We start from the raw sequence: 17,001 nt of genomic DNA, 5'->3' as shown, positions 1-17,001 counted from the left end.
CTGCGCCGGCGCCTTACGCGTCGGCCAGCAAGTTCTTCGGCAGGGCCACCGACACCAGTTTCCAGCGCCACAGGCCGTCGCGTGTCAGGGTCAGTTCGCCGATATGGCTTTTGCTGTGGGCGCGCTGCACCACGACGCTGTCCCAGGAGGTGTAGCGCAGTTTGTAGTCGGGTTTGGTGTTGCGCTTGCGGCCGCTGATGTCGCTGACCTTGGCGATCGGCTTTTCGTAGCGGTCATTGAGTTTCATCAAGGCGACGATGCCTTCGGGCATCAGCATGGTATCGAGCAAGGGGTCGATGACGTCGGGGCTGATGTCGTCGGCCACTTCGGGCGCCGAGAACAGGGTGTGCAGTTGTTGCCCCAGGCTGCCGCGCAGCTGGGGCAGGTCGATATGCGCAGCCAGGGCCTGGCTATCCTCGTCCATGGTCGCCGCGCGGATCTCGTTCATGGTGAAATACGGGCTGCCATAGAAGGCGCCGGCCAGCGCGACCAGTGCCACTACAGCGAGAAGCATCATTCTTTTCATCGTGCAATCTCTCGGATGCCTGGCGATCCGTGCGCCTGAAGTGTTGGCATTCTACATAATATTTCCAAAAGTCAACATAGTGGTTTAGGTAAGTGTTGTTTTAGATCAAGTTTCGTCAGAGTAATTCTGGCGGCAAGGTAATGTCCGTCAGTTTCCAGTCCCAGATGCCATGGCGGCGCAGCAAAAACTGGCTGGCGGCGGGGCCGGCGCCGCTGCGCCGCAGCACCACTTCATTCCACGAGCGGTACACCATGCCAAAGTCGTGGCGCTTGCCGTCCGCCCCCTGCTTGCCGTGCAATATCAATACCGTGATGCCGGGCGGCGAGACGATGGTATCGAGCATTTCCTTGAAATCGTCTTCGCTGGCCGTTTCGCCGGCCGCCCGCAACTGGCGCGCCACGCTGGCGCGCACGGCGGGCAAGTCGGCATGCTGCGCCAGGGTTTCCAGGCGCACGGATTTCGCCGCGATGCTGATGCGGTACATGGCGATGTAGGGGCTGACCCAGGTGAAGCCGATGGCGGCAACGCTAAAAATGATCGCGGTGGCGTACTTTCTTTTCATGGTCCGTGTTTTTGTATGAGCTGTGCCGCCGTGATTTTACCCGGCCAGCGGTGCCGGATGGTGTAGCATTCGTGCCGGCGCGGACCATCGCGCCGCAATATTGAGGACAACCATGAATATCACTATCAATCAGGTGCTGCAGTCGTATATCGACCCGCTCACCGCCAGCGAGTACGCGGCGCTCGAGCGCAGCCTGCTGGCCGAAGGCTGCCGCGATGCGCTGGTGCTGTGGAACGACGTGCTGATCGACGGGCATAACCGCTACGCCATCTGCCGCCAGCACGGCATCGAATTCAAGACCATCCAGAACACCAGCTTTACCTCGCTCGACGACGTCATGCTGTGGATGATCGACAATCACCTGGCGCGCCGCAGCGTGTCGGACTTCCAGCGCGGCGTGCTGGCCCTGCGCAAGAAGGAAATCGTCGCCGCGCGCAGCCCGGCGCCCGTCAGCGCGCAGGATGCGCCGGAAGGTGAAAACGCGCCCAAGCCACCCATGAGCACGCGCGAAGAAGTGGCCAAGGCGGCGCGCTTGAGCAGCAACCAGATCAGCCAGATCGAGAAAATCCAGAAGGCGGCATCGCCGGAACTGGTGCAAGCCGTCCGTTCGGGCACGATCTCCATCAACGCGGCGGCCACCGTGGCGTCCCTGCCGCCGGAAGAGCAGGTGGCGGCTGTCGCCGGTGGCAAAAAATTGCTGCGCCAGGCGGCCAAGGAAATCCGCGAACAGCGCGCCGCCACGCGCACGCCGCGCGAGCCGAAGGCACCCCACGTGTCGCAGGACACGCCGGAGACGGGCAACGAGCCATGGGCGGACAACGCGGCCCAGGCGCCGTCCGAAGCGGAACGCCTGCGCGGCGAGATCGCCAGCCTGAAACAGCGGGTGGCGCAGTTGCAGGCGGAAAACGTGGAACTCAACCAGCGGATTGCAACCCTCATCGACGCATCCTGATTAGTGGAGTAGTGCATGCCAGCTCGCCGTGCCCTGTTTGCCGCCATCGCCTGCGGCGCCGTTGCCGTTCCCCCGGTGCTGGCCGCGCCCGCCGTTTCTGTCACGGACATGGCCCGCTGGCAGGCGCAGGCGACTAATGTCAGTATCGCGCGCGATACCTGGGGCATTCCTCACGTGACGGGCAAGACGGATGCCGATGCCGTCTTTGGCCTGATGTATGCGCAGGCCGAAGACGATTTCCCGCGCGTGGAACGCAATTACATCAACGCCATGGGGCGGCTGGCGGAAGTGGAGGGCGAACGGGAACTGTACCGCGACCTGCGCATGAAGCTTTTCATCGACCCGCTTGCGCTGCAGGCGCAGTACCGCGCCAGCCCGCCGTGGCTGCGCAAGTTGATGGATGCGTTTGCCGATGGCCTGAATTTTTACCTGGCCACGCATCCGCACGTCAAACCAAAGCTGATCACGCATTTCGAGCCGTGGATGGCCCTGAGCTTCAGCGAGGGCAGCATCGGCGGCGATATCGAATCGATCAACCTGGCGCAGCTCGAAGCGTTTTATGGCCAGCAGGCCAGGCCGGCCGCCGTGGCGCTGGCCAGCGTGGAAACCGGGTTGGCGTCTGGACTGGAGCCAGAGCCGAGTGGCTCGAACGGCTTCGCCATCGCGCCCGCCATCACGAAAAATGGCCACGCGCTCTTGATGATCAACCCGCATACCTCGTTCTACTTCCGCCCTGAAGTGCAGGTCACCAGCGGCGAAGGCTTGAACGCGTATGGCGCCGTCACCTGGGGCCAGTTCTTCGTCTACCAGGGTTTTAACGAGCGCCTGGGCTGGATGCATACCTCGGGCGGCGGCGACGTCATCGACGAATATCTGGAAAGCATCGTCGACCACGATGGCGCCTGGTTCTACCGCTATGACGGCGGCCTGCGCCCCTTGAAAGCCGTGCCGATGATCTTGCCCTACAAACTGGCCGATGGTGGCATGGGCTCGAAAACCATCACCGTCTATTACAGCCATCACGGCCCGATCGTGCGCGCGCAGGACGGTAAATGGGTGGCCGTGCGCCTGATGAACGAACCGTTGAAGGCGCTCGTACAATCGTACACGCGCACCAAGGCCCGCGATTACGCAGCGTTCTACCAGACCATGGAACTGCGCACGAATTCGTCGAACAATACAGTGTATGCGGATGCGGACGGCAATATCGCCTACTTTCACGGCAATTTCATCCCCGTGCGCGACCCGCGCTTCAACTGGAAGCAGCCCGTCGACGGCAGCGACCCGGCCACGGAATGGAAAGGGCTGCACACGGTGGCGCAAACCATCACCCTGTTCAACCCGCAGAATGGCTGGATACAGAACACGAACAACTGGCCGTATTCGGCGGCCGGCGCCAACAGCCCGCGCCAGGGTGATTACCCCGCCTACATGTCCGTGTACGGCGAAAACGCGCGCGGCCTGCACGCCGTCAAGGTCTTTCGAAATAAAACAGGTTTTACCCTCGACAGCCTGATCGCCGCCTCGTATGACAGCGAATTGACGGCGTTCGAAGCGCTGTTGCCGCCGCTGTTTTCCGCATACGATGCATTGCCGGAGAACTCTGCGCAAAAGCTGGCGCTGGCCGACAAGGTGGCCTTGCTGCGAACCTGGGACTGGCGCTATGCGCTGACGTCCACCGCCACCTCGCTGGCCGTGTTCTGGGGCCAGGAGCTGGCCGAACTGACAGGGAAACAGGCGCGCGAACAGGGCGTGCCCGTGGTGGACTTCATGGCAACAGACAAGGTCACGGCGGACCAACGGCTGGCTGCCCTTGCGACGGCGGCGGATAAACTGCAGCGCGACTTCGGCAACTGGCAAACGCCGTGGGGCGAGATCAACCGCTTCCAGCGCCTGACGGGCGACGTGGTGCAGCCGTTCGACGATGTGCAACCAAGTTTGCCCGTGCCTTATGCGTCAGGCAACTGGGGCGCGCTGGCCGCGTATGGACAGAGCAGCAAGAGCACCACGCGACGGATCTATGGCGAGCGTGGCAACAGCTTTGTCGCGGCCGTGGAATTCGGTCCGCGCATCAAAGCCAAAAGCATCCTCGCCGGCGGCCAGAGCGGCGACCCGAAGTCGCCGCACTTCAAGGACCAGGCGGCGATGTATGCACGCGGCGAATTCAAGGACGTGCTGTTTTATCCCGAGGATGTGGCCAGGCACCTGGAGCGCAGGTATCGGCCGGGGGAGTGAGGTTTGTGGTGTGTCGGATTACGCCCTTGCGGGCTAATCCGACCTACCGCCCTCGGCATACCGTAGGTCGGATTAGCGCAGCGTAATCCGACAAATCACCCCCTCAAATCGCATCAAGCGCCGTGCGCAAGTCATGCCGCAGGTCTTCGATGTCCTCGATGCCCACGGACAGCCGGATCAAGCCATCGCCGATGCCCAGCTTGGCCCGCTGCTCGGCCGGGATGCTGGCATGCGTCATCAGGGCCGGATGCTCGATCAGGCTTTCCACGCCGCCCAGGCTTTCGGCCAGGGCGAATACTTCGCAGCGCTCGAGGAAGCGGCGCGCACCGGCCAGGTCCGTATCGAGGTCGATCGAGATGATGCCGCCGAAACCATCCATCTGGCGCCGTGCCAGTGCGTGCTGCGGGTGCGAGGCCAGGCCAGGATAGAAGACTTTTTTTACTTCCTTTTGCTGCTCCAGCCACTGCGCCAGCGCCAGGGCGCTTTCGCAATGGCGCTGCATGCGGATGGCCAGGGTTTTCACGCCGCGCAAGGCTAAAAAGCTGTCGAACGGGCCGGCAATCGCGCCCACCGAGTTTTGCAAAAAGCCCAGCTGCTCGCGCCATTCGGCCTGGCGTTCTTCCGCACCGACGATGGCGATGCCGCCGATGATGTCCGAGTGCCCGTTCAAGTATTTGGTGGTCGAATGGACGACGATGTCGAAGCCGTGTTCCAGCGGGCGCTGCACCAGCGGGCTGGCGAAGGTGTTGTCGGCCACGGCGATGATGCCCCGCGCGCGGCAGATGTCCGCAATCGCGCGCAAGTCGGCCAATTTCAGCATGGGGTTGGTGGGCGTTTCCACCCACACCATCTTCGTTTCCGGGCGCAGCGCGGCCAGCAGATTCTCGGGATTGGTCAAATCCACATACGTGAATTCGTGCCCGGCCGAGCGGCGGCGCACGCGCTCGAATAAACGGTAGGTGCCGCCGTACATATCGTCGCCGGCGACGATATGGCTGCCCGCATCCAGCAATTCCAGCACGGAGGAAATAGCGGCCAGGCCCGAGGCAAACGCGAACGCCGTGCTGCCGCCTTCCAGGTCGGCCACGCAGCGCTCGAGCGCCCAGCGCGTGGGATTGTGCGAGCGGCCATAATCGAGGCCCTTGTGCACGCCGGGGCTGTCCTGCACGAAGGTGGAGGTGGCGTAAATGGGTGGCATGATGGCGCCCGTCGACGGGTCGGGCGACTGGCCGGCGTGGATGACACGCGTGGCGAGATGGCTCTTGCGGGTGGTTTCCTGGCTCAAGATAGTGTCCTGCGTAAGTGGTTGAGAAGGTCGAAGCGGGTGATCAGGCCATAGAAGGCGGTATCGTCGGCGACGACGGCCGTCAAGCCCCGGTCCAGGGTGGCGCGCAGGGCGGACAAGCCGCTGGACGGCGCCAGGGTTTCGATCTGCGTCGTCATGGTGGCGCCCACCAGACCGGCGAAATGCGCGGCGTCGCTGGAGACGTGCAGCAGCAAGTCCGATTCGTCAAGAATGCCGACCAGCTGGCCGCCGTCGATGACGGGCAACTGGGCCAGGTCGCTCGAGCGCATGCGGTTGAAGGCCGTGAGCAGGGTGTCGCCAGGCGCCACGCTGACGACGTCGCCCTCGTCATAGCGGCGTCCGATCAGGTCGCGCAAGTCGCCCGACACGGCCCGTTGCAACAGGCCCTGGTCGCGCATCCAGCCGTCGTTGTAGACTTTGGATAGATAGCGCGTGCCCGTGTCGCAGACAAAGGTGACAACGCGCTTTGGCGTCGTCTGTTCGCGGCAGTATTTGAGGGCGGCCGCCAGCAGGGTGCCGGTGGACGAACCACCTAAAATGCCTTCGGCAAGCAGCAAGGCGCGCGCGGAATCAAAACTTTCCTGGTCCGTGATGGTGTAGGCTTTTTTCACGCTGTCCATGTCGGCGATCGACGGGATAAAATCTTCGCCGATGCCTTCCACGGCCCACGAGCCGCTCGTGTCCGACACTTTGCCCGTGTCGATGTATTCGGTGAGGATGGAGCCTTGCGGGTCGGCCAGCACGAATTCCAGCTTCGGCTGCGCCTTGCGGAAGTAGCGCGTCAGGCCCGTCAGGGTGCCGGACGAGCCGACGCCGACGACGATGGCGTCCACGTCATGGCCGCTCTGCTCCCAGATTTCAGGGGCCGTTGTCGTTTCGTGGGCCAGCGGATTGGCGGGATTGTTGAACTGGTCGGCAAAGAAGGCACCCGGCAGTTCGCGCGCCAGGCGCGCCGCGTAATCCTGGTAGTACTCGGGATGGCCCTTGCCCACGTCCGAGCGCGTGGTGTGCACTTCGGCGCCCAGGGCTTTCAGGTGCAGCACTTTTTCCGTCGACATCTTGTCTGGTACGACGAGGATGACGCGGTAGCCCTTGATGCGGCCAACCAGGGCCAGGCCGATGCCGGTATTGCCGGCCGTCGCCTCGACGATGGTGCCGCCCGGCTGCAAGCTGCCGTCGGCTTCGGCCGCTTCGATGATGGACAGGCCGATGCGGTCCTTGATGGAACCGCCGGGATTTTGTGATTCCAGTTTCAGGAACAGCTGGCATAGGCCCGTGTCGAGCCTGGTCACTTCGACCAGCGGGGTATTGCCGATCAGCTTGTATAGCGCTGGCGGCTGGGGTGGGGATGGCATTCGATCATTCATGGTGGCTCCTGTCAGAGAAACAACGGCTCCGGATTGTGTCCCGAGCCGCCTTCCGTGCCGCGCAGTGTAGGCGGGTGGGCGAGTGCGGCGAACGAATGTTTATATGCTTGCATATGCGCCGTTCGCATATCGGCTGCAAGGTTCGCGATGCGAGTATGCGCCGTTTTTAGCCCGCTTGCCGCGCCAATGGCACGACTATTAAGCTGCCGCAAGCGCGCCATTGCGATTTATAATCACGCCTCGAAAAGATACTAAATAGTATTGAAATTACTCAGACAGGGCAGGCGGCAGTGGCAAAACTTTATTTCCGGTATTCCGCGATGAACGCGGGCAAGTCGACGGCCTTGTTGCAGGTCGCGCACAACTATGAAGAGCAGGGCCAACAGGTACGCCTGTACACGGCCGCCATCGACAGCCGCTACGGCGTAGGACGTGTCACGTCGCGCCTGGGCCCGCAGCGCCAGGTCGATATCTTCCATGCCGACACGAATTTCCTCAATGACATTCCGCAAGTGGCCTGTTTGCTGGTGGACGAAGCGCAATTTCTCAGCACGGCCCAGGTGCAGCAACTGCACCAGCTGGCGCAAGTGAAGGGCGTGCCCGTCATCTGCTACGGCTTGCGCACGGATTTCAAGGGCGAACCGTTCCCCGGCTCGGCCTACCTGCTGGCGCTGGCCGACGATATCGAAGAATTGAAGAATATTTGCACTTGCGGCAAGAAAGCCACGATGAACATCCGCGTGGATGAACAGGGCCGCCGCATCAAGGAAGGCGAGCAGATCAGCATAGGCGGCAATGAGAGTTACCGCCAGGCTTGCGGGCGCTGTTTTTACTCGTAAATCTACTCGTAAATTAATCGGCGACGGGCGCGCCCACATCGGCATCGTCCGCCAGCGCCAGATCGCCCCGCTCGAAGGCTGCCAGTATCTCATTGGCGCGCGCCACATCGTGCTCGCGCACCAGCACGCGGGCGCCGCCGATGGCGGCTGCCAGCAGCATGTCGGCCTGCATGTGCTGGTCGTCCGTCAGCAGCACGTCGATGCCGGCCGCTGCCAGGCAGCCGCGGATGACGTGGGCATCCGTGGGGATCATCAGCCGGGCAATCAAAACATAGTCGTCGTGCATGGTTTCTCCTGGGCGGTGGATTCTGCCCCATCTTAGCACCCGGACTGCACTTACAGCTTGAACACGCCCACCACCTGGTTCAGCTCCTGCGCCTGCTCCTGCAAGGCGTCGGCGGCCGCGGCCACTTCTTCCACCAGGGCCGCGTTCTGCTGGGTCACCTGGTCCATCTGGGCGATGGCATGGTTGACTTGCTCGATGCCGCTGCGCAGTTCCCCGTCTGCTTGCGCTGGTGCGCTTGAGCCGTTTGGATTGTTTCGTTGAGTTCTGGCGAAATCCACCAGATCCCCTGGATAGAATTGCGCGTCGCGGTAGCTGTGGTCGTCAATATCGAGCAGGTAAGTGATGGCGGCTGCCTCCCAGGACCAGTATCCCATGAAGCTTGTGCCTCGGGTATGGCTGTCGTGGTAGGGTTCGCGACGGCTGGCGTGGTACCAGTCGTCCAGATATCCGGCCATCAATTCGCTGCGCTTTTCCTTGGGCGCCGCGAAAATCTTCAGCGTCTTGAAGTAAGGCAGGTGGCGGGTGCATTCGTCCGGCGGCGTGCCGCGCTCAGATAGGTAGAAAGCGAGCAAGCGTTCCAGCATACCGTCACGCCGCGGGTTGTGATAGTCGAGAAGGGCTGGCAAACGAGGCAACAAATGCCCCCAGCCAAGCAGGATGCCAAGGCAGACTAAACGGTTTGCTTGGTCGAAGCCTTCACCAAGAAGAGGAAGGTGGGCGACATAGGTTTCACGTCCCCTCGGGGTGGCGTCGTATGCCTTGTCATATTTGGCATATTCTTCCCAGTATTCCAATACCTTCGGATAAAATTCGCTTATCTCACTAATCGCATGTCCGGCGCTGTAGGCCGTGGCAAGATAATTAATGCCTTCCCAAGCACGACGGCGAGTCGCCACCATGAAATTTTCAGCAGGTATTTTTTTTAGTACTTCCGGAGGCTGTTGAAACGATTTATTTAATATTTCAAACGTATCAAGTGCGCCATTAAAATTTTCTTCATAGGTATCAAAATCAAGCAATGATTCACGTTTGCTTATTTTGAACTCTTCCTGGGTAAGTGTTTTATGCATTTTTATTTTTCGAGTATTTTTTCGGCAAGTTGAAAATAAACTGAATGTCATGGCTCACGCCCTTTGATTTGTGTGTTCGCGCAGCAGTTTGTCGAGGCGAACGTGGCCGGCGCCATCAAATAGGCTCCTCGTGCACGAATTAGGAGCCACCTCCGCCATAGAATTCAAAAAATATCCAGCTCTCCGTTGCCCTCCAGCTTTTCAATGTCCGTTTCAAGATTCCATGTATCGCCACACCGTCCAGCCATACGCGGAACCAAGGTCGAGCATCGTTTCGCCTTGCTCATAGAATTTTGTCTGTGGCGCAATATCGAGCGCCTCCCACATGCCGGCTTTGGGACACGGTTCGCCCGCGTTCGCGCGCAGTTCCCCGTCTGCCTGCGCCGGTGCGCTTGAGCCGTTTGGATTGTTTCGTTGAGTTCTGGCGAAATCCACCAGATCCCCTGGATAGAATTGCGCGTCGCGGTAGCTGTGGTCGTCAATATCGAGCAGGTAAGTGATGGCGGCTGCCTCCCAGGACCAGTATCCCATGAAGCTTGTGCCTCGGGTATGGCTGTCGTGGTAGGGTTCGCGACGGCTGGCGTGGTACCAGTCGTCCAGATATCCGGCCATCAATTCGCTGCGCTTTTCCTTGGGCGCCGCGAAAATCTTCAGCGTCTTGAAGTAAGGCAGGTGGCGGGTGCATTCGTCCGGCGGCGTGCCGCGCTCAGATAGGTAGAAAGCGAGCAAGCGTTCCAGCATACCGTCACGCCGCGGGTTGTGATAGTCGAGAAGCGCTGGCAGACGAGGCAACAAATGCCCCCAGCCAAGCAGGATGCCAAGGCAGACTAAACGGTTTGCCTGGTCAAAGCCTTCGCCAAGAAGAGGAAGGTGGGCGACATAGGTTTCACGTCCCTCCGGGGTGGCGTCGTATGCCTTGTCATATTTGGCATATTCTTCCCAGTATTCCAGCGCGGTAGGGTAGAAGGAGCGGAGAACGGCCAAGGACACTCCTGCGGAATAATATATTGACAGTAAATTTATAGAATTCCACGCTCTTGACTGTGTCATCATCATTAACTGTGCGGCGTCTTTATCTGCCATCCACTCCGAATTTTTCATATTTCGACCGACTCGAGGAATCCTTATTGTCAAGTCCTGTGCCAGGTCAAGATATGTCGCGTAGTCAAAAAGAGATTCTCGCTTCTTTTGCAAAAATTCAGTCAATGAGAAAATATTGTTCATCACATTATTTTATCTGGCAGGTTAATCAATAGCTGAATATCATGGGTCGCCCCCTTCGATTTTTCGTGTTTACTTAATTGACGACCTGTCACCAGCGATATCCAGCGCTGATAGGGGCAATTTCTTTCGCCTTCTCTGGAATCGGTAATCAGGCCTTCCTCGCCACGCAGGCATTCGAGCAGCAGTTTGTCGGGGCCGAGCGGGGTCGTCAGCCGTAAGAGGCGGGTGGTTTGCGTGAAACCGCCCGGCATGGCGTGCGGGCTGGATGCCTGGGGCTGTGAGTCTGTCGGCTGTGACATCTGGCAATACTCCCGTGTGCGGTACGCTAGGTTGCAATGCAAATTAAGTAATATTTATTTTGTGGCATTACACCTTGGATGAGGCCGTTGCGCAAGCGTGATTCAATTGAAATGTCAATTAATTCAAGGCGAGTTCGTGGCGAATGAATGGCTGTGCTTGCTGGTCTTGCACAGCCAGGGCTTTAGGCTTTACTTGTATGCGGCGTTCGTTACCCGCTTGCTTGCATATGTATGATGTGCCGCTGTCTATCCGCCACTGGACGCAGGCGACAGAAGGCTGTCGCCGTCCATTGTGAGAAGCAATGATTTTACGAAAGAAGTAGGTGCATTGGCGCATGCGTGACACCTTGCGTGAGGGGGCGCCGGGTTGCCATTGAAGAGCGCCATGGCAGCACATCGCCCGGCTGCGTTGATTCACGTCATCCTGACACCCGGATTGCACTTACAGCTTGAACACGCCCACCACCTGGTTCAGCTCCTGCGCCTGCTCCTGCAGGGCGTCGGCGGCCGCGGCCGCTTCTTCCACGAGGGCCGCGTTTTGCTGCGTCGCCTGGTCCATCTGGGCGATGGCCTGGTTGACTTGCTCGATGCCGCTGCGCTGCTCTTCGCTGGCCTGCGCGATCTCGGCCATGATGGTGCTCACTTGCTGCACGCTGGCCACCACGGTCTCCATGGTGGCGCTGGCCTGGCTCACCTGGGCGTGGCCCAGGTCCACCGTGCTGGCGGACGCCTGGATCAAATCCTTGATGTCTTTCGCCGCGGCCGTCGAGCGCTGCGCCAGAGTGCGCACCTCGGTGGCGACGACGGCAAAGCCGCGTCCCTGTTCGCCGGCCCTGGCCGCTTCCACGGCCGCGTTCAAGGCCAGGATATTCGTCTGGAAGGCGATGCCGTCGATGACGCCGATGATGTCGGCGATCTTGCCCGAGGAACTGCGGATGGCGTCCATGGTGCTGGCCACCTGCGCCACGGCGGCGCCGCCCGTCGCGGCCAGGCTGGACGAGTCGTGCGCCAGCCGGCTTGCCTGCTGCGCATGATCGACGTTCTGGCGCACGGTGGAACTGAGTTCCTCCATCGAGGCGGCCGTCTCTTCCAGCGAACTGGCTTGCTGCTCCGTGCGGCTCGACAAGTCCAGGTTGCCGCTGGCGATTTCACCGGAGGCCGTGGCGATCTGCCCGGCGCTGCCGCGCACATTGCTGACCACTTGCGACAGGTTGTCGCTGATGCGGTTCATGGCCAGCAGCAGGCGCCCGATTTCGTCCAGGCTGGTCGTGTCGAGGTGCACCGTCAGGTCGCCGGCGGCGATTTGCGCGGCGGCCGTTTCAGCGGCGGCCAGCGGACGCGACACGAGGGTGCGCACCAGCCAGTACAGCAGCAGGGCGAAGACGAGCAGGGCGATGAAGCCGGAAACGGCCAGCTGGTTGCGCATCTGGCGCGCTTCCAGGGTGATCTCGTCCGTGAACGTGCCGCCCGCGATGATCCATTGCCAATCCTTGAACTGGCGGTAATACAGCTGCTTTTCGCGCGCGCTGGCAGCCGTTTCACCGGGCGCCGTCCACGTATAGCGCATGGCGCCGTCTTTTTGCGCCAGCATGTCCTGGATGAACAGGCGTCCGTCGCTGGCCTTGAACTCGAGCGCGCTCTTGCCTTCGCTGTTCGGATGCAGCACCAGATGGCCGTAATTGGCGCCTGGCGCCGTGTCGACGATATAGATGTAGCCCGTCTGACCGATCTTGACCTGGCGAATCTTCTCTTTCAGCATGGCCAGATTCTTGCTGATGTCCAGGCCGATGAACAGCACGCCCACCACTTTGCCGCCTGCGTCGCGCACGGGGTCATATTGCGTGATGTATTGCTTGCCAAACAAAGTGGCCATGCCAACGAAGCGCTGGCCCGCGCGCAGCGGCGCATAGCTGGGGTGGTTGTGATCGAGCTGGGTGCCGATGGCCCGTTCGCCATCCTGTTTTTTCAGCGAGGTGCTGATGCGCACGAATTCATCGCCGTTGGCGGCAAAAATGGTGGCGATCACGCCCGTTTGCGCCGTGTAGCGGTCGACCAGGGCCGTGTCGAGGTTGAGCACCTTGCCGCCGTTGGCCAGGGCTGGCGTGGCCTTTCCTGCCACGGCCACCATGGCGCCCGTGTCGACCGTGAACGGGCCGGGAAATTCGGCCGCGAACAGGCGCGCGAAGCTGGCCGCCTCATTGACCATGGCGGTATGAAACACTTGCGTGGTCGTCATGACGCTATTGAGTTCGCTGGTGACGGCCGCTTCGGCGCGCTGTTCCAGTGCAGTCGAGGTGCGGATGCTGATCAAGGTCGTCAGGCTGGCGAGGATCAGGCTGACGAGGGCAAAGGTGAAAATGGTGATCTTGCCGCCGACACTCCAGTGGCGAGGGGAGAACGAAATTGTAGGCATAGTTTGAGTCTGGCAAAGGGTAATCAGCTCGGCCATTCCTGGTCATGACATGACACGCGGGGAGGGGATCTGGTGGGAATACTGTTGAAACGAAGGCGCACCGGCTGTGGGAGCTGCGCATGCGCAAGCTGGATTTCAGGGCGCGATGATAGCATGTTGCTTGCGTTTTGTTACTAAGTGTTTCCCGCAGGAATCATTTTTTTCGCATAAAAACATCATCCGCATCAAGGATTGTAAAAATAGCCTGTTGACTTTTTTGATTTCAATCATGGTCTTTGATATTCGTCGCTGACGGGTGATGCAATTTTTGTCACGAATGTTTCACTTTGTAATGAATGAGACGCCGCCCTTAATTCGCGTTTAAGCTTCCGGGAAGAAACTGATATTCCATGGGAGACTGCCAGGCCGTATCCTGTAGAATAATATGCAGACCAGTCGTGTATTCCCCTTACTGTCTTGCTGGCTGGCGCATGCATAGCTGCGCCGCCTGGAATTGATTCAACTAATTTTCGGAGAAGCCGATGAAGAAGCAAATGATGCTGGTCACCCTGGTGCTTGCCCTGTCAGCGAACGCTGGCGCAGCCCAGACGGACAAGAGCGCCGCTCCTCCGCTACCCATGAAGCCGCTGGCCCAGCAAACGCAGGCCGCCTTGTGGGCATCGCGCGTATTGACACGCGTCCATTACAAGGCCATGCCGCTCGACGACGCCATGTCGGAGAAAATCTTCGACCGTTACTTCAAGTCGCTGGACGCGGAAAAACTGTTTTTCGTGCAGGCTGACGTTGACCGTTTCGCGCCGCTGCGCACCAGGCTCGATGACGCCATCATCAATGAAGACCTGACGGCGCCGTTTGCCATCTACAACCTGTACCAGCAGCGTTTCGACGAGCGCATGGCGTATGCGCGTGAATTGCTGAAAACCAAGTTCGACTTTACGGCCGACGAGAGCTACCAGCTCGACCGCGAAAAGGCCGCCTGGCCGAAGAACGACGAGGAAGTGCGCGACCTGTGGCGCAAGCGCGTCAAGAACGACTGGCTGCGCCTGAAACTGGCGGGCAAGGAAGACAAGGCCATCCGCGAGACGCTGGACAAGCGCTATGAAAGCTACACCACCCGTGCGCGCAAGCTCAACAGCGAAGACGTGTTCCAGATCTTCATGAACTCGTATGCCATGTCGATCGAACCGCATACCAATTACCTGGGCCCGCGCGCCTCGGATAACTTCGACATTGCCATGCGGCTGTCGCTCGAAGGCATCGGCGCCGTGCTGCAGACGCGCGACGAATACACGGTGGTGCGCGAAGTCGTGCCGGGCAGCCCGGCCGGTTTGTCGGGCAAGCTGAAGGTGGGCGACCGCATCGTCGGCGTGGGGCAGGGCGAAAGCGGCCCCATCACCGAAGTGCTGGGCATGCGCATCGACGACGTGGTGCAGCTGATCCGCGGCGCCAAGGATTCCGTGGTGCGCCTCGACATCCTGCCGGCCGACGCCGGCCCGGACGCCAAGCACGTGGTCCTGCCGCTGGTACGCAAGAAAATCAGCATGGAAGAGCAGGCGGCGAAGAAATCGATCATCGAAGTGCGCGACAACGGCGTCAAGCGCCGCATCGGCGTCATTTCCCTGCCGACGTTCTACCAGGACTTCGAAGCGCGCCGCCGTGGCGACAAGGACTTTAAAAGCGCCACGCGCGACGTCACCCGCTTGCTGGGCGAGTTGAAGAAGGACAAGGTCGACAACGTCCTCATTGACTTGCGCAACAACGGCGGCGGTTCGCTGAACGAAGCCGTCGAACTGACGGGCCTGTTCATCGACAAGGGTCCTGTCGTGATGCAGCGCAATGCCGAAGGCAAGGTCGAAGTGGAAAGCGATACGAATGCCGGCCTGGCCTGGGATGGCCCGATGGGCGTGCTGATCAACCGCGGCTCGGCGTCGGCTTCCGAAATTTTCGCCGCCGCCGTGCAGGATTACGGCCGTGGCGTCATCATCGGCGAAGGCAGCTTCGGCAAGGGCACGGTGCAGACCCTGTTCAACCTCGACCGTTTCGGCGGCAGCGAGAAAGCCCGTTTCGGCGAGCTGAAAATGACCATCGCCCAGTTCTTCCGCATCAATGGCGGCACCACGCAATTGCGCGGCGTCACGCCTGACATCAAGCTGCCGGCCATGTCGGACGCGGAAAACTTCGGCGAATCGAGCTATGACAATGCCCTGCCATGGGTGGCCGTCAAGCCGGCATCGTACATGCCGACGGGCGACCTGAAGGAGATCGTGCCGCTGCTGGACAAGAAGCATGACGCGCGCGTGGCCAAGGACAAGGATTTCCAGTACTTGCTCGATGACATCGCCCTCGTCGTCAAGCAGCGCAAGGAAAACCAGATTTCGCTCAATGAAACCGTGCGCCGCAAGGAGCGCGATGCCCAGGAAGCGCGCGCCAAGGCCCGTGAAAAGCGCCTGATCGCGCAGATTTCGAATCCTGCCGACGACCTGGTGGTAATTCCTGATCCGAAAGACGTGCTGAAGGGCGCGAAAGCGGCCAACAAGACGGCCAAGCAGATCGCCGCCGTGAAGGGCGCCTTGCGCACCGACGACGGCTTGCAGGGTGACGAACGGGCCCTGAGCGCCGAACTGGACGCCGAAACGGCCGCGAAGAGCGCCAAGGACGTGCTGCTGAACGAAGCGGCGCGCATCCTGGCCGACGAAGTGGCGCTGATCAAGGCCGATACCCGCCTGGCGTCCAAGGTCTTGCCGTATGCCGCGGATGTCAAGGCGACACCGGTGGCGGCGACATCGAAGTAATCAACGTGGAGTAAGGGGGAGTTATCTGTTTCGCGTATTTCTATCATTCCAACAATCAATTGGATTGATATGCCGCGATGCAGCATAATGCACTTGTCTCCTCTATTCTCCTCCAAGAAAATAGATTCAGCCCGCTCTCGTAGCGGGCTTTTTTTTGCCTCAGATTTTGTGCGTGGGCAGTTGCACGTCGGAGTGGGCAGCCAGCAGGGCCGTCAGCCAACCGGCAAACGCCTGCAGCTTGGGCGTGGCCAGCCGGCCTTGCGGCGTCAGCAGCGACATGGGCATGGGTGTGGGCAAGCAGTCGGGCAGCACGGCCACCAGGGCGCCGCTGTCGAGGTGCGCGCGTACCTGGTACATGGCCGCCTGCGCCACACCCAGCCCTTGCAGCGCGCAAGCGACGCTGGCGTCCGCGTCGTTGACGGCGATGGGGCCGGCCATCTGCACGCGCACCACTTCCTTGCCTTGTTGGAAATCCCAGTCGAAGGCGCGTCCCGTGCGGCCCGAGTAATGCATGATGCCCCGGTGCGCCGCCAGGTCGGCCAGGGTGTGCGGCGTGCCATGTTGCGCCAGGTAAGCAGGGGACGCGCATGTGACGAAGCGCATCAGGCCGACCTGCTTGCCGATGAAGGCGGAATCCTGCAAGGTGCCCACGCGCAAGGCGCAATCGATGCCTTCCTGCGTCAGGTCGACCAGGCGGTCCGTCAGGCTCAGCTGCAATTGCACGTCCGGCCAGGCGGCGTGAAATTGCGCGATATGGGGAATGATCAGGCGCCGGCCCACCGTGTTGGGCAGGTTGATGCGTAGCAAGCCGCGCGGTTTTTTCGCATCCGGACCACGGAAGGCCAGTTCCGCCGTGTCGACGGCTTTCAGGATCTCGATGCAGTGGCGAAAATATTCCGCCCCTTCCGGCGTCAGCGACAGGCGGCGCGTCGTGCGCTGCAGCAGCTGCGTGCCCAGGTAGGCTTCCAGCTTTTGCAGGGTGGCCGTCAGCGCGGCGCGCGGCAAATTCAGGGTTTCGGCCGCCTTGGAAAAACTGTTGGCCTCGACGATGCGCACGAAGGTTTGCATGGCCTTGATCTTGTCCATGGGATAGCTTCCGTTTAATTGTTCATCTTATGCGAAAAGTATAA

13 protein-coding genes and 2 pseudogenes are annotated in these 17,001 nt (G+C 60.7%); 4 read left to right on the top strand and 11 right to left on the bottom strand.

Going from position 1 to position 17,001, the window contains the following annotated elements; all coding sequences use genetic code 11:
- Positions 1-13: 13 nt before the first annotated feature.
- Both FG13_RS28840 and FG13_RS07535 read right to left on the bottom strand, forming a co-directional pair.
- The gene (locus FG13_RS28840) at positions 14-517 is read right to left on the bottom strand and encodes a DUF2939 domain-containing protein (protein ID WP_161784157.1); all 504 of its coding nucleotides are present in this window, start codon (positions 515-517) and stop codon (positions 14-16) included.
- 124 nt (positions 518-641) lie between these two features.
- A complete protein-coding gene (locus FG13_RS07535; RefSeq protein WP_035819793.1) occupies positions 642-1,088 on the bottom strand; it encodes a DUF2939 domain-containing protein in 447 nt (148 codons plus the stop codon).
- Positions 1,089-1,200: 112 nt separating this feature from the next.
- Between FG13_RS07535 and FG13_RS07530 the strand changes: the two genes are divergently transcribed.
- Positions 1,201-2,040, top strand: a complete 840-nt coding sequence (locus tag FG13_RS07530; protein WP_035819791.1) for a hypothetical protein — start codon at positions 1,201-1,203, stop codon at positions 2,038-2,040.
- Between the two features lie 15 nt (positions 2,041-2,055).
- A complete protein-coding gene (locus tag FG13_RS07525; protein ID WP_051958733.1) occupies positions 2,056-4,275 on the top strand; it encodes a penicillin acylase family protein in 2,220 nt (739 codons plus the stop codon).
- 103 nt (positions 4,276-4,378) lie between these two features.
- Here the strand turns inward: FG13_RS07525 and FG13_RS07520 are convergent, their stop codons facing one another.
- Both FG13_RS07520 and FG13_RS07515 read right to left on the bottom strand, forming a co-directional pair.
- Positions 4,379-5,560 (bottom strand): trans-sulfuration enzyme family protein, encoded by a 1,182-nt coding sequence (locus FG13_RS07520; protein ID WP_035819789.1) that lies wholly within the window; start codon positions 5,558-5,560, stop codon positions 4,379-4,381.
- Positions 5,557-6,948: a pyridoxal-phosphate dependent enzyme gene (locus FG13_RS07515; protein ID WP_442905198.1), complete on the bottom strand. Its 1,392-nt coding sequence runs from the start codon at positions 6,946-6,948 to the stop codon at positions 5,557-5,559. Before FG13_RS07515 ends, FG13_RS07520 begins: the two co-directional genes overlap by 4 nt.
- Before the next feature lie 290 nt (positions 6,949-7,238).
- Between FG13_RS07515 and FG13_RS07510 the strand changes: the two genes are divergently transcribed.
- Positions 7,239-7,787 carry a thymidine kinase gene (locus FG13_RS07510; RefSeq protein ID WP_034778598.1) on the top strand — a complete coding sequence of 183 codons (549 nt, stop codon included), beginning with the start codon at positions 7,239-7,241 and terminating at the stop codon, positions 7,785-7,787.
- 13 nt (positions 7,788-7,800) lie between these two features.
- Here the strand turns inward: FG13_RS07510 and FG13_RS07505 are convergent, their stop codons facing one another.
- The 6 genes and pseudogenes from FG13_RS07505 to FG13_RS07485 all read right to left on the bottom strand — a co-directional run bounded on the left by FG13_RS07505 (position 7,801) and on the right by FG13_RS07485 (position 13,079).
- Positions 7,801-8,073 carry a putative signal transducing protein gene (locus FG13_RS07505; RefSeq protein ID WP_035819785.1) on the bottom strand — a complete coding sequence of 91 codons (273 nt, stop codon included), beginning with the start codon at positions 8,071-8,073 and terminating at the stop codon, positions 7,801-7,803.
- Positions 8,074-8,123: 50 nt separating this feature from the next.
- A pseudogene (locus FG13_RS31240) lies at positions 8,124-8,285 on the bottom strand (methyl-accepting chemotaxis protein); the annotation flags it as partial.
- Between the two features lie 78 nt (positions 8,286-8,363).
- Positions 8,364-8,657: pseudogene (locus FG13_RS31235) on the bottom strand (PoNe immunity protein domain-containing protein); the annotation flags it as partial.
- Positions 8,658-9,356: 699 nt separating this feature from the next.
- Positions 9,357-10,367, bottom strand: coding sequence for a PoNe immunity protein domain-containing protein (locus FG13_RS30630; RefSeq protein ID WP_035819784.1), 1,011 nt, complete (start codon positions 10,365-10,367; stop codon positions 9,357-9,359).
- Positions 10,367-10,666: a hypothetical protein gene (locus FG13_RS07490; RefSeq protein WP_035819782.1), complete on the bottom strand. Its 300-nt coding sequence runs from the start codon at positions 10,664-10,666 to the stop codon at positions 10,367-10,369. Before FG13_RS07490 ends, FG13_RS30630 begins: the two co-directional genes overlap by 1 nt.
- Positions 10,667-11,108: 442 nt before the next feature.
- Positions 11,109-13,079, bottom strand: a complete 1,971-nt coding sequence (locus tag FG13_RS07485; RefSeq protein ID WP_035819780.1) for a methyl-accepting chemotaxis protein — start codon at positions 13,077-13,079, stop codon at positions 11,109-11,111.
- 521 nt (positions 13,080-13,600) lie between these two features.
- Between FG13_RS07485 and FG13_RS07480 the strand changes: the two genes are divergently transcribed.
- Positions 13,601-15,871, top strand: a complete 2,271-nt coding sequence (locus FG13_RS07480) for a carboxy terminal-processing peptidase (RefSeq protein WP_035819778.1) — start codon at positions 13,601-13,603, stop codon at positions 15,869-15,871.
- A gap of 159 nt (positions 15,872-16,030) precedes the next feature.
- Here the strand turns inward: FG13_RS07480 and FG13_RS07475 are convergent, their stop codons facing one another.
- A complete protein-coding gene (locus FG13_RS07475; RefSeq protein ID WP_051958727.1) occupies positions 16,031-16,957 on the bottom strand; it encodes a LysR family transcriptional regulator in 927 nt (308 codons plus the stop codon).
- Positions 16,958-17,001 lie beyond the last annotated feature (44 nt).

The sequence above is a fragment of the Janthinobacterium sp. RA13 genome, from assembly GCF_000745325.1.
Lineage (GTDB): Bacteria > Pseudomonadota > Gammaproteobacteria > Burkholderiales > Burkholderiaceae_D > Janthinobacterium > Janthinobacterium rivuli.
This window is presented reverse-complemented; position numbering and strand designations above follow the sequence as displayed.

Bases quoted from the DNA above. Each gene is read 5' to 3' on its own strand.
- FG13_RS07505 (WP_035819785.1), bottom strand. From the start codon at position 8,073: ATGCACGACGACTATGTTTTGATTGCCCGGCTGATGATCCCCACGGAT.
- FG13_RS07535 (WP_035819793.1), bottom strand. From the start codon at position 1,088: ATGAAAAGAAAGTACGCCACCGCGATCATTTTTAGCGTTGCCGCCATC.
- FG13_RS07525 (WP_051958733.1), top strand. From the start codon at position 2,056: ATGCCAGCTCGCCGTGCCCTGTTTGCCGCCATCGCCTGCGGCGCCGTT.
- FG13_RS07480 (WP_035819778.1), top strand. From the start codon at position 13,601: ATGAAGAAGCAAATGATGCTGGTCACCCTGGTGCTTGCCCTGTCAGCG.
- FG13_RS07485 (WP_035819780.1), bottom strand. From the start codon at position 13,079: ATGCCTACAATTTCGTTCTCCCCTCGCCACTGGAGTGTCGGCGGCAAG.
- FG13_RS28840 (WP_161784157.1), bottom strand. From the start codon at position 517: ATGATGCTTCTCGCTGTAGTGGCACTGGTCGCGCTGGCCGGCGCCTTC.
- FG13_RS07530 (WP_035819791.1), top strand. From the start codon at position 1,201: ATGAATATCACTATCAATCAGGTGCTGCAGTCGTATATCGACCCGCTC.
- FG13_RS07515 (WP_442905198.1), bottom strand. From the start codon at position 6,948: ATGAATGATCGAATGCCATCCCCACCCCAGCCGCCAGCGCTATACAAG.
- FG13_RS07490 (WP_035819782.1), bottom strand. From the start codon at position 10,666: ATGTCACAGCCGACAGACTCACAGCCCCAGGCATCCAGCCCGCACGCC.
- FG13_RS30630 (WP_035819784.1), bottom strand. From the start codon at position 10,367: ATGAACAATATTTTCTCATTGACTGAATTTTTGCAAAAGAAGCGAGAA.
- FG13_RS07475 (WP_051958727.1), bottom strand. From the start codon at position 16,957: ATGGACAAGATCAAGGCCATGCAAACCTTCGTGCGCATCGTCGAGGCC.